The organism is Nocardiopsis coralliicola, from assembly GCF_054779695.1.
Window position 1 is genome coordinate 1 of record NZ_BAAGXT010000080.1, and the last position, 10,839, is coordinate 10,839.

The window sequence follows — 10,839 nt, forward strand, 5'->3', positions numbered from 1 at the left end:
CCGGCCGCCGCCGGCTGGGCGGCCCGGCGCGGCGCGCCCCGCACCGGCCGGCTCCAGCGCGCGCGAGCTCTGCCCGGAGCTCTTCGGCCCGGACCCCGCGGGGGCCGGGCCCACCGGGCCCGCAGCAGGCCGGCGGCACCGGTGGGGAAGAGTCCGAACGGTGCGCTTCAGAGCCCCATGCCGAGCAGCTTGAGGAGGAACTCCAGGCCGGCCAGGGCCAGCGAGGCGGCAGCGACGAGGATGCTCAGCACAGCGACCCGGTGGGAGCGCTGCGCGGCCGCCTCCGCCTCCCGCGCCCGGACCGCCTGGCGGCGCTGCTCCTCTTCGAGGAGGGCGGTCCAGCGGTTCTGGGCGTCGACGATGTCCCGCAGCAGGGCGTCGGCGTCCTCCCGGGAGCCGGGGCGCGCGGCGTAGCGCCGGCGGCTGCCCCGGAGCGACGCGGCGACGCTCCGCAGCGCCTCCTGAACGGGGGAGAGCGGGGGCACCGGGGGCCCTCCGGGGCGCGGAAGACCGCTGGAGCCGTTGCCCCGGCCCGGCGTCCAGGGCTCCGGCGGCCGACCGTGGGGGACGGGTCCCCCGGGCTGCGGCGCTGGGCGCGCCGCTCCACCGGGCTCCGCTCCGTGCGCCTCGGCGGAGTCGTCGGGGTCGATCCGCGCCAGGGTCTGGTCGGCCAGGTCCAGAAGGCGCCGGGACTGAGGTGGGACGTCCTGAGGGGACACGAGCGGCACCGTACACGCAGCGGCGCCCCGGGGAGCGGGAACCGCTGGGACCGCGGAGACCCGCGCCAGCGGCGGGCGACCCGAACCGGTGCGATCGGGTGCACCCGCCGCGCTGGGCGTCCGCACCCGGCCAGCACCTTTACAACATTGACCAGATGGGCTCAAATGGTCACGAGAACAGTCCGGAAGGGCGGGGTGGCAGTGCACAGGGAGCAGGACCGCAGGGCCGAGCGGGCCGGCCGCATCCTGGACGCGGCGGCGGAGCTGATCGGGCGCATCGGCATCGACAAGACGACGCTCAACGACGTGGTGCGCGCTTCCGGCGTCGCCAAGAGCACGCTCTACCTGCACTGGCCGAACCGGGACGAGCTCTACCGGGCGCTGCTGCGCCGCGAGCGCCTCGCCATGCTCCAGGCGGTGCGCGACCGGATCGCGGCGGCCGGTGCGCCGGCGACTCCGGGCGCCCTGTACGGGGAGCTGCTGCTGGCGCTGCACCGGTCGCCGCTGCTGCTCGGCTCGCTGGACCCGTGGGGCTCGCCGGCCGTGCGCGGGCTGCTCAGCGAGAAGTGGCGGGCGATGGCGGCGCAGGCGCCGCGGATCGACGCCTCGGCGTACTGCGCTGACCTGCAGGCGCACGGTCTGGTGCGCACCGATCGCCCCGCGGCCGACCTCGCCGAGGCCGTGCACTCGCTGTTGGCCGGCTTCCTCTTCCCCGGCCTGCACCGCCCGCCGGACCGCCCCGCGTCCGGCGGCCCCGCCGAGCCGGACGACTCCGCGGAGGCGCTGCACCGCGCAGCGCTCCTGACCGACGCGCTGGACCGGGTGCTCGCGCCGGACGGCGCCGCGCGGCCGCCGGACGCGGCGCAGACCGGCCGCATCACACTGGCGCATCTGGACCGCTTCACCGCACACGCGCGCGACCGGCTCGCCCTGTCCTTCCCCGTGTCCGGCGCCGCCGGCGCAACCGGTGCCGGGAGCGGCGCCGCAGACTCCGCAGCCACCCCGGGCGGCGCCGGCGGCGCCCCCGCCCGCGAAAGGCGGAACCGATGACCGCACTGGTCCTTGCCTTGGACTCCGAAGGGGCCGTACTGGAGACGGCGGGCGGGAAGGGCGCGTCGCTCGCCCGCCTGGCCCGCGCCGGGATCGCGGTTCCGGGCGGCTTCCACGTGACGACGGCCGGCTACCGGCGCTTCGCCGAGGCGGCGAAGCTGGAGGGCGTCCTGGCTGAGGCGCTGCAGCGGGAGTCCGCCGAGGAGGCCGCCGCGCAGATCGGCGCGGCGATCGCGGCGGCGCCGATGCCGTCCGACGTGGCTGCGGCGATCCGCGCGGCCTGCGCCGAGCTGGCGCGCTCCGCTGCCGGAGAGGGTGCAGACCCCGGTCCGCCGGCAGTTGCGGTGCGCTCATCGGCCACCGCCGAGGACCTTCCCGACCTGTCGTTCGCCGGGCAGCAGGAGACGGTGCTGGGCGTGCGCGGCGCGGAGGGGGTCCTGGCCGCGCTGCGGACGTGCTGGGCGTCGCTGTGGGGCGCCCGCGCCATCGCCTACCGGCGGCGCAACGGCGTCGCCGATACGGGGGGCGCGGTGGCGCTCGCCGCGGTGGTGCAGCTCCTCGTCGACGCCGACGCCGCCGGGGTGGCCTTCACCCGCGACCCGGTGACCGGAGCGGCCGAGCGGATCAGCATCGACGCGGCCTGGGGGCTGGGCGAGTCCCTCGTCGGCGGGCAGGTCACGCCGGACTCGCTCGCCGTCGACCGGCGCACCGGCGCGGTCGCCGTGCGCACCACCGGCGACAAGGCGGTGATGACGGTGCGCACCGACGGCGGCACCGCCGAGGTCCCGGTTCCGGCACAGAAGCGGCGGGCGCCGGTGCTCGGCGACGCCGAAGCGGCCGAGATCGCCCGCACCGCGGTCCGGATCGAGGAGCTGTACGGCACGGCGATGGACATCGAGTGGGCACGCGCCGGCGGTGCGCTGTCCATCCTGCAGGCGCGCCCGGTCACCGCAGCCGGTCCGTCTGCCGCGGACGGCTTCGGCGGCAGCACCGGGAACAGCTCCCTCAGCAGCAGGGCGCACGGGGCCGCGCAGGGCTCCGCCCTCAGCGCCACCGCGCCGGCGACCGGGGGCGGTGCGGGCGCGGAGCCCGAGGTCTGGAACGACTCGCTCCTCGCCGACCAGCTGTGGACCTCGACCAATGTCGGCGAGGCCGCTCCGGGCGTGCTGACCCCGGCCTCCTGGTCGTTCCTGCGGATGTGGCTGACGGCCGTCATGCCCGTGTCGGACCTGCCCGGCCCGCCGATGCACGGCAGCATCGGCGGGCGCTGGTACGTCAACTACTCGCTGACGGCGGCGTTCGGCATCGGCCCGGCGCAGGGCGCACTCGACCAGGTCTACGGCGCGATCCCGGACGGGGTGGAGGTGCCGCCGTCTGTACCGTCGAAAGCGCAGATCGCCCGCGCGATAGCCGCCACCGTCCTGCCGGGCCTGCCGCACCGGCTGACGTTCCTGCGCCGCACCCACGCGCGCTTGGCCGCGGTGCCCGAGCTGTGTGGCGCGGTCCGCGGGCGGATCGCCGCCGCCCCCGGCGCGGCCGCACTGGCCGAGGTCGGCGATACGGCGGTCATCCCCCTCATCGACGAGGTCGGGATGCTCGTCTGGGCCGGGATGCGCCGCGGCGGGCTGGGCATGTTCAGCCTCCGCCCCTGGCTGGAGCGGCGCGGGGTGCCGGACGCCGATATCGCCGCGCTGCTGGGCTCTTCGGGTTCCCAGGGCGGCCCGCTGGCCAGCCTCGGCCCGGTGGTGGGCGCCGCGCAGCTGGCCCGCGGCGAGATCGGCCCCGCCGCCTACGCCCGCAACTGGGGCCACCGCTCCCCCGACGAGTTCGAGCTGTCTGCGCCGCGCCCGGACGAGGACCCGGCGTGGATCGACCGGATCGCCGAGGGCGCCCGCTCCGCGCCGGTCCCGGCCGACACTCTGGTGGAGCAGGCACACCGGGAGCAGCAGGAGGCCCTCGCCCGGTTCGCCGCACGGCGTCCGGCCGACGCGCGGCGGCTGCAGCGCAGGATGGCCGGCGCGGCGGGGTCGTTCCGGGGACGGGAGGCGGCCCGTTCGGAATGGGTGCGCGGGATGGGTACCGTCCGCGCCTACCTGCTGCGCGCCGGCGAGCTGTCCGGCGCCGGCGACGACGTGTTCTTCCTGCACGCCGACGAGACCGCGGCGCTGCTCCGCGGCGACCGCGCCGTCCTGGAGCGGGTGCCGGCGCGGCGCGCGGCGCACGCCTCCTACAGCGCCCTGCCGGTCTTCCCGCGGCTGATCCGCGGCGCGTTCGACCCGCACGCGTGGGCGGCCGACCCGCACCGGCGCACCGACCTGTTCGACGCGTCGGCGCCGCAGGCGGAGGCGGCAGGCCCGCCCGACGCCGAGGTCACCGGCCTTCCGGGCGCCGCCGGAGTGGTCGAGGGGCGGGTCCGGGTGGCGCTGACGGCGGCCGCCGCCGAGGAGCTGCGCACCGGCGAGGTGCTGGTGGCGCCGGCGACCAACGTCGGCTGGACGCCGCTGTTCCCGCGTGCGGCCGCCGTCGTGACCGACGTCGGCGCCCCGCTCTCGCACGCCGCCATCGTCGCCCGCGAGCTGCGCATCCCCGCCGTGGTCGGGTGCGGCGACGCCACCGCGCGGCTGTCCACCGGCGACCGGGTGCGGGTGGACGGCGCCGCCGGCACGGTCACCCCGCTGAGCAGCTGATGCAGGGCGGCGCGGCAGCGCCTCCTGACCCGCGCGGTCACGGCCGGCGGTTCCCGTAGACCAGGCGCCGCAGCAGCGCTTCGAACGGGCCGCGGAGCCCTGCCCGGTGCAGCACGGCGGCGACGGCGACCGTGGCCGCCCAGGTGAGGGCGGCGATCCCGGCGGCGGCCGCGGCGCTCAACTGCCCGCCCAGGCCGAGCAGCGAGGGCTCGATCAGCACGAACCAGACCGGCGACTGGGCGATGTAGAAGGTCATCGAACGCTGCCCGCAGGCGGCCAGCGCGGTCGTCACCGGCCCGTACGGCTCGCGGAGGCGGGCGGCGACCAGGGTGATGGCGGCCGCGTAGGCGAGCCCTCCGGCCATCCCGGTCACGCTGAACACCGCCGACGCCGCCAGCCCACCCGCCGTGGTCGCGGGCGACCACACGCCGACGGCCTGGAGCGCAACGGGCTGCGCGCCCAGCACGGCGATGGCGAAACCCAGCAGGACCGTTCGGCGCAGCAGCGCGGCATAGCGCTCGGGCTCCTCCAGGATGCGCCAGCGGCCGAGCAGGACCCCGAGAAGCACCGGGGCCGCCATGAGCAGGGCGGCGACCGGCAGCACCGGGATACCCGATGCCCGGATCAGGGCGCTGTCCAGAAGCGTCGCCCCCACCGGCAGCCCCACTGCGGACTGCGCGCCCAGCTGCACGGCGCCGACGGCCAGGGCGCCCAGCACCAGGCTGACCGCGGCGACCCACCAGAGCCGCCGGTCCGGCCAGAACACCGCGCCGGCGAACAGCAGCGCGAACATCCCGTAGGCGGCGATGACATCGCCGCTGTAGAGCAGCACGATGTGCGCGATACCGAACACGACCAGCCAGGCGCCCCGGCGGCGCACCAGCTGCCGGGCACGGCCGTCGCCGCCGGGCCCCGAGAAGCGCCGGACCATCTGGACCAGGCCGTATCCGAAGAGCATCCCGAACAGCGGGGCGGCGCGCCCGTCGACGGCGGACGTCAACAGCCATTGGACGGCGGTATCGAGCGCACTCCCCGCGGCAGGGGCGGAGTAGTCGTTGCCCCCCGCGTGCAGCATGCGGCTGTGCGCCAGCGCGATGAGCAGCAGCATCATCCCGCGCGCCAGGTCGGGGGCCAGCAGCCGCGGCCGGGACAGCGTCGGAGCGCCGCTGCTAGGTCCTGTCTGACTCGTCGGCATTGCATCCCTAATGTGTGGCGCGGCGGGATCGGCACGGCGGGGGGCCGCGCCGGCAGTTCGGGGGGACGGCATCAGGCCGAGAGGTATACCCGTGGCTCCGACCGCCCCTGGCGGCCGGAAGGGCTCTCCGGCCACCTGTTTCGAGGCTAGAACTGCGCCCGCCGCCGGCCGAGAGCCGTATGTAACCGATCTCCCGTGCGGCATGCACACACCACCCGTTACAGATGTCATGCCCCTCGCCACCGACTGCGGCGGCGCCGCTGCCCGGCTGTCCGCCGACGTCCCCGTGAGGTCCATGCCGAACCAGCGGCGGGCTTCTGCTGCCGGCACCTCCCGGGGGCGGTCCGGCCGCATTTCCGCGCTTCGGAGCCACGTGTTACCTTTGGTAACACTTGTCCTGGCGGCGGCGCCCGGATACCCCGGACCGCAGGCCGCCGCACGGCCCGCCCCCTGCCCTCGGCCCGGCCGAGACGACTGAAGGACGTGTGCACATGACGGAATCCGCCGAGGGAACCGCTGCCCCCGCGTTCAGCCTGGAGCCCAACGAGGACGTGCGCGAGGTCCGGGACTGGGTCCACGGGTTCGCGCGCGACGTGATCCGCCCCGCCGCCGCCGAGTGGGACGAGCGGGAGGAGACGCCCTGGCCGATCCTGCAGGAAGCGGCCAAGATCGGCCTCTACTCCCTCGACTTCTTCGCCAACCAGTGGCTCGAGCCCAGCGGCATCGGCATCCCGATGGCGTTCGAGGAGCTCTACTGGGGCGACCCCGGCATCGCCCTCGCCCTGACCGGCACCGGCCTGGCCGCGGTGGCCGTGGCCGGCAACGGCACCCAGGAGCAGCTGTTCGAGTGGGTGCCGCAGATGTTCGGCAGCGCCGACGACATCAAGCTCGGCGCGTTCTGCTCCTCGGAGCCGGACGCCGGCAGCGACGTCGGCTCGATCCGCACCCGCGCCGTCTACGACCAGGCCAAGGACGAGTGGGTGCTCAACGGCACCAAGACCTGGGCCACCAACGGAGGCATCGCCGACGTGCACGTCGTCGTCGCCGCGGTCGACCCCGCCCTCGGCTCGCGCGGCCAGGCCACCTTCATCGTCCCGCCGCACACCTCGGGCCTCTCCCAGGGCCAGAAGTTCTCCAAGCACGGCATCCGCGCCTCGCACACCGCCGAGGTCGTCCTCGACGACGTGCGCGTGCCCGGGTCCTGCCTGCTCGGCGGCAAGGAGAAGCTCGACGCCCGGCTGGCCCGCGTCCGGGAGGGCCGCAGCTCCGGCGGCCAGGCCGCCATGAAGACCTTCGAGGCGTCCCGCCCGAGCGTCGGCGCCATGGCGGTCGGCTGCGCCCGCGCCGCCTACGAGTACGCCCGCGACTACGCCGTCCAGCGCGAGCAGTTCGGCCGCCCGATCGCCGAGAACCAGAGCGTCGCGTTCACCCTCGCCGACATGGCCACCCGCATCGACGCATCCCGCCTGCTGGTCTGGCGCGCCGCCTGGATGGCCCGCAACAACAAGGACTTCGCCAACGCCGAGGGCTCCATGAGCAAGCTGCACGCCTCGGAGACCGCCACCAAGGTCACCCAGGACGCCATCCGCATCCTCGGCGGCAACGGCTACACCCGCGAATACCCGGTCGAGCGCTGGCACCGCGACGCCACCATCTTCACCATCTTCGAAGGCGCCTCCGAAATCCAGCGCCTCATCATCGGCCGCCGGATCACCGGCCTCCCGGTGAAGTAGACGTTCCACTGGTGGGAACGGAGAGGGGCGCCCCGCGGGGCGCCCCTCTTTTCTGCTCGGGCCACCTGGACCGGCCCGGGAGACGGAGGCCCCTTCCGCCCCGCAGGGCCGGATCCGCCAGCGCGACGGCAGCGCAGACCACCGGGGCGCGGCGGGCCCGGGCGGGGCGGAGGCCGACGCTGCCGGACGGTGGGGGTGCGACCGGCCGCCGCGAAGCGGTGGACTGCGAGACGGCGGGGACGCGGCCGATCTACCGCGAAGCGGTGTGCCGCGGGCGGCGGGTCAGTCGACGGCGTGGCGCTCCAGGAAGGTGTAGACGTCGGTCTCGTCGACGCCGGGGAAGGTGCCGGACGGGAGCGCCGACAGCACGTGCGAGTGGGCGCGGGCCGAGGGCCAGACATGGCCCTCCCAGCGGGCGGCGAGGTCGGCCGGCGGGCGGACGCAGCACTCGCCGCTGGGGCAGTTGGACTTGGTGCGGTTGGTCGTCTCGCGCCCGCGGAACCAGCGCGACTCCTTGTAGGGCACGCCCAGTGTGATGGCGAAGTTCCGCTCGGCGCCGGGATCGACGTGGGCGACGCACCAGTGGGTGCCGTTGGGCTTGTCGGTGTACTGGTAGTAGATCGAGTAGCGGTCCGGCGAGGCGAACACCTGGCGGCCGGACCAGTAGCGGCACATGCGCTGGCCCTCGATGGCGCCGCTCTCGTCGGTGGGGAAGACCAGCCCGTCGTTCTCGTAGGCCTTGTAGATGATGCCGGTCTCGTCGTTGCGGATGAAGTGGCAGACCAGGTCGAGGTGGCGGTTGGCCAGGTTGGTGAAGCGGTGCGCCGCCATCTCGTAGGAGACCGAGAAGACGTCCCTCAGGTCCTCCACGGACAGGTCGCGCGCCTTCTTCGCCTCCTGCAGGTAGGCCACTGCGGTCTGCTCCGGCATGAGCACCGCGGCCGCGAAGTAGTTGGCCTCCACCCGCTGGCGGAGGAAGTCGGCGAAGTCGCGCGGCTGGGCGTGGCCCAGGACGAAGTGCCCCAGCGTCTGCAGCAGGATGGTGCGCGGGCTGTGCATCCCGAGCGATTCGCGCTTGAGGTAGAGGCGCCGGTTGTGGGTGTCGGTCACCGAGCGGACCGAGCGGGGCAGGTCCTGGACGTAGCGCAGGGTGAATCCGTGGTGGGTGACGATCGACAGGATCTGGCCCTGGGAGAGGGCGCCGCCGCTGTAGCCGACGGCGGCGAGCGTCTCCTGCGCGGCCGCCTCGATCTGCGGGAAGTAGTTGCCGCGCTCGCGCATCCGGCCGCGCAGGTCGGCGTTGGCGCGGCGGGCCTCCTCCGGGCTGGCGGTGGGCTTGAGGTGGCGCCGCTTCAGCTCCTCGTACAGACCGACGATGTGCTCCAGCACGTCGTTGGGGACCCGCTTGCCGGCCTTCAGGTGGGGCAGCCCGAGGGTCGCGTAGACCGGGTCGCGCTGGGCCTCCTCGAGCGCGATCTCCAGCTGGGCGCGCCGGCTCGGCGGCTGGCGGGAGAGGAGCTCCTCGACCGAGACGCCGAGCGCCTGGGCGAGCGCGGTCAGCAGTGACAGCTTCGGCTCGCGCTTGCCGTTCTCCAGCAGGGAGAGCTGCGAAGGCGCCCGGCCGACCCGTTCGCCCAGGTCAGCAAGAGTCATCCCGCGGTTCCGGCGGAGGTGCCGGAGGCGCTGCCCAAAGGTGACGAGATCCAGGTCACCCGGCAAAGACGGGATTTCTTCGGTGCCAAAGTACGTCATGCCTTCATCTTAGAGAAAGAACCGACGATCTTCACCCGGAATCCGCTCGAAAATCCCTCGAACTTTGCGAAGAATCAGTGTCACCGGCGGGGAACACCGCAGCCGCACCCTCCCCGCAGGGCGCGGCAGCACCGTCTCCAGCCGGGTGGACACGACGGACCAGGGGATCGCAAAGGCGGTAGTCGGATGAGCATCAGCGAGCGGCAGCAGGCAGCCGCAGCAGAGCTGCAGAACCGGTGGGACAACGACCCCCGGTGGAAGGACATCGAGCGCACCTACTCGGCCGAGGACGTCGTGCGGCTGCGCGGCTCGGTCACCGAGGAGCACACCCTCGCGCGGCTCGGCGCCGAGCGGCTCTGGAGCCTCCTGCAGAACGAGGACTACGTCAACACGCTCGGTGCGCTCACCGGGAACCAGGCGGTCCAGCAGGTCCGCGCCGGGCTGAAGGCCATCTACCTGTCCGGCTGGCAGGTCGCGGCCGACGCCAACCTCGGCGGCCACACCTACCCGGACCAGAGCCTCTACCCCGCCAACTCGGTGCCCTCGGTGGTCCGCCGGATCAACAACGCACTGCAGCGCGCCGACCAGATCACCTGGTCCGAGGGCGACGACAGCGCCCCGCACTGGCTGGCGCCGATCGTCGCCGACGCCGAGGCGGGCTTCGGCGGCGTGCTGAACGCCTACGAGCTGATGAAGGGCATGATCGCGGCCGGCGCGGCCGGCGTGCACTGGGAGGACCAGCTCGCCTCCGAGAAGAAGTGCGGCCACCTCGGCGGCAAGGTCCTCATCCCGACCTCGCAGCACGTCAAGACGCTGAACGCGGCGCGCCTCGCGGCCGACGTCGCCGGCGTCCCCTCGCTGGTCGTGGCGCGCACCGACGCCCAGGCGGCGACCCTCATCACCAGCGACATCGACGAGCGCGACCGCCCGTTCCTGACCGGCGACCGCACCGCCGAGGGCTTCTACCGGGTCCGCAACGGCCTGGACGCCTGCGTCGCCCGCGGCCTGGCCTACGCGCCCCACTCCGACCTGCTGTGGATGGAGACCTCCACCCCGGACCTGGAGGTGGCGCGGCAGTTCGCCGAGCGGATCAAGGCCGAGTACCCGGACCAGATGCTGGCCTACAACTGCTCGCCGTCGTTCAACTGGAAGCGGCACCTGGACGACTCCACCATCGCCAAGTTCCAGCGCGAGCTCGGCCACATGGGCTACAAGTTCCAGTTCATCACGCTGGCCGGCTTCCACAGCCTGAACTACTCGATGTTCAACCTGGCCAAGGGCTACGCGGAGGCCGGCATGCCGGCCTACGTGGAGCTGCAGGAGGACGAGTTCGGCTCCGAGGAGCGCGGCTACACCGCCACCCGCCACCAGCGCGAGGTCGGCACCGGCTACTTCGACCTGATCTCCACGGCGATCACCCCCGACGCGTCGACGACGGCGCTCACCGGCTCCACTGAAGAGGACCAGTTCTCAGCGGCTCACTGAGCTGGCTCCTCCTCCCCGACGGCGCCCGCCCCGCTTTCGTGGCTGGGGCGGGGCGGGCAGCCCGTCACCGCCGCCGGACCCCGCGGACCACGTGTCACCCGCGGGTTCCGGCGGCCACTCCGCTGCGGCGGCGCCCGGGTGGCTCCCGGACGCCGCCGCAGCGCTCTGCTGCGCGCTGCCTGCCGCCGGCCCCTGCGGCGCGCCGGCGCGGCCGCGCG

General features: G+C 74.4%; 7 protein-coding genes and 1 pseudogene. 5 read left to right on the plus strand and 3 right to left on the minus strand.

The genetic code is table 11. The features are described 5' to 3' along the window. Nucleotides 1-167 precede the first annotated feature (167 nt). A complete protein-coding gene (locus ACYVGT_RS27580) occupies nucleotides 168-719 on the minus strand; it encodes a hypothetical protein (RefSeq protein WP_460863661.1) in 552 nt (183 codons plus the stop codon). A gap of 195 nt (nucleotides 720-914) precedes the next feature. Between ACYVGT_RS27580 and ACYVGT_RS27585 the strand changes: the two genes are divergently transcribed. The 3 genes and pseudogenes from ACYVGT_RS27585 (at nucleotide 915) to ACYVGT_RS27595 (ending at nucleotide 4,456) form a co-directional block, all read left to right on the plus strand. After that, the gene (locus tag ACYVGT_RS27585) at nucleotides 915-1,769 is read left to right on the plus strand and encodes a TetR/AcrR family transcriptional regulator (protein ID WP_460863662.1); all 855 of its coding nucleotides are present in this window, start codon (nucleotides 915-917) and stop codon (nucleotides 1,767-1,769) included. Further along, nucleotides 1,766-2,716 (plus strand): annotated as a pseudogene (locus ACYVGT_RS27590) (PEP/pyruvate-binding domain-containing protein); the annotation flags it as partial. The gene ACYVGT_RS27585 and the pseudogene ACYVGT_RS27590, both read left to right, overlap by 4 nt. Before the next feature lie 1,125 nt (nucleotides 2,717-3,841). After that, complete coding sequence (locus ACYVGT_RS27595; RefSeq protein WP_460863669.1) at nucleotides 3,842-4,456, plus strand: PEP-utilizing enzyme; 615 nt, start codon at nucleotides 3,842-3,844, stop codon at nucleotides 4,454-4,456. Between the two features lie 37 nt (nucleotides 4,457-4,493). Here the strand turns inward: ACYVGT_RS27595 and ACYVGT_RS27600 are convergent, their stop codons facing one another. Continuing rightward, a complete protein-coding gene (locus ACYVGT_RS27600; RefSeq protein WP_460863664.1) occupies nucleotides 4,494-5,651 on the minus strand; it encodes a DUF418 domain-containing protein in 1,158 nt (385 codons plus the stop codon). 491 nt (nucleotides 5,652-6,142) lie between these two features. Here ACYVGT_RS27600 and ACYVGT_RS27605 point away from each other — a divergent pair, with 491 nt between their 5' ends. After that, nucleotides 6,143-7,384 (plus strand): acyl-CoA dehydrogenase family protein, encoded by a 1,242-nt coding sequence (locus ACYVGT_RS27605; protein ID WP_460863666.1) that lies wholly within the window; start codon nucleotides 6,143-6,145, stop codon nucleotides 7,382-7,384. A gap of 282 nt (nucleotides 7,385-7,666) precedes the next feature. On the opposite strand, the gene ACYVGT_RS27610 is transcribed toward ACYVGT_RS27605, so the two are convergent. Further along, a complete protein-coding gene (locus ACYVGT_RS27610; RefSeq protein WP_460863671.1) occupies nucleotides 7,667-9,103 on the minus strand; it encodes a helix-turn-helix domain-containing protein in 1,437 nt (478 codons plus the stop codon). Nucleotides 9,104-9,322: 219 nt separating this feature from the next. Here ACYVGT_RS27610 and aceA point away from each other — a divergent pair, with 219 nt between their 5' ends. Then, nucleotides 9,323-10,621 carry an isocitrate lyase gene (aceA, locus tag ACYVGT_RS27615; protein ID WP_460863667.1) on the plus strand — a complete coding sequence of 433 codons (1,299 nt, stop codon included), beginning with the start codon at nucleotides 9,323-9,325 and terminating at the stop codon, nucleotides 10,619-10,621. Nucleotides 10,622-10,839 lie beyond the last annotated feature (218 nt).